At 73.8% G+C, this 1,246-nt stretch carries 2 protein-coding genes; one reads left to right on the top strand and one right to left on the bottom strand.

Translation table 11 applies throughout. The features are described from left to right. Positions 1-776: LysR family substrate-binding domain-containing protein (locus ESP51_RS20400; RefSeq protein WP_164990628.1), on the bottom strand; the 776-nt coding region annotated here is incomplete at its 3' end. Between the two features lie 84 nt (positions 777-860). Between ESP51_RS20400 and ESP51_RS20395 the strand changes: the two genes are divergently transcribed. Beyond that, positions 861-1,246: DUF5997 family protein (locus tag ESP51_RS20395; protein ID WP_129522682.1), on the top strand; the 386-nt coding region annotated here is incomplete at its 3' end.

Raw genomic sequence — 1,246 nt, 5'->3', positions numbered from 1 at the left:
CGGCCGCTCTTGGTGCCGCCGCCGGCTCCGCGTCCTCCGCGGTTCGCCGCCTTGCCGCCCGTGCGAGGCTTGGCGCCGCCGGAGCCGGCCTTGCCCGAGCCGGCTTTCTCGCCGGCCTTGCCGGCGCCCTTGCCCGCTGCCTTCGCCTTGACGTCGGCGGTGGACTCGGCCTCTGCGTCCGCCGCCTCGTCCTCCTCGCGGCGCGAGCTGCGCGCCGTGCGCCCGCGCACGACGGCAACGAACTCCTGGATGTCGGCGTCATCGCGATCGACGCGCCAGACGAGCGCGATGCGCGTGGGAGCGGCATCCGTCACCGGCACAGCCACGACATCACGGCGGTGATGCAACCGCGCGACGCCGTGCGGCATGATCGCGTGGCCGGTGCCGGCCGCGATGAGCTCCATCGTCATCGCCGCGTCGGGCTGGGCGGGAGCGAGCGGCTCGCCCTCGAGATCGGCGACCGTGAGCGCCTCGGCGTCGGCGAGCGGATGCTCCTTAGGCAGCACGGCCACGGCGAGCTCTTCCCACAGCTGCACCGAGTGCAGGCCCGTGAGGTCGACGGGCAGCCGCACGAAGGCGAGGTCGGCTTCACCGGCGACGAGTTCGGCGAGCTGTGCAGGCTCCTCGACCCGGAGCGCCTCGACGGGCAGGTCGGGTCGTCGATCGCCCCAGGCGCGGAGCCACTTGGCTGGGCTCACCCCGGCGACGTAGCGCAGCCTGAGCGTCACCTCGGCCCCCGTCTCGTGTTGCGGCCACACGTGGAGCGGCCTGCTCACAGCGTAGACGATCGTCGTACGGGCGGCTCGGTGGGCACATCCAGCCGAACGGGCTACGGTGTGAGGGTGAGCCAGGACCAGACGATGAAACCCGAGACCGCTGCCAAGAAGCTCGGCATCCTCCTCGAGGCTGCACCCGAGGAGTTCCGCACGGGCGTCGTCACGCGAGACGAGCTGAACGCGCTCCTCGCCGACCCGCCCGAGTGGCTGCAGGTGCTGCGCCGTGAGGGCCCGCACCCGCGGCCGGTCGTCGCCGCGAAGCTCGGCATCTCGAACTCCGGCCTCGCTCGCGGCGGCCTCACCGAGCCGCTCACGACCGCCCAGATCAAAGACCTGCTCGTCGCGCCGCCCCAGTGGCTCGTCACCGAGCGGGCGACGCAGGCCGCCGTGCGCGCCGAGAAGCGCCGCGTCGTCGAGCGCGACGCCGAGCGCGCTGCCCGCAATCCCGGTGGCGGAGGCGGCGGCGCGGG

This window comes from Agromyces albus (assembly GCF_004134825.1).
Classification (GTDB): domain Bacteria; phylum Actinomycetota; class Actinomycetes; order Actinomycetales; family Microbacteriaceae; genus Agromyces; species Agromyces albus.
Note: the sequence above shows the minus strand (reverse complement) of the source record. Positions and strands in the feature narration are given on the sequence as shown.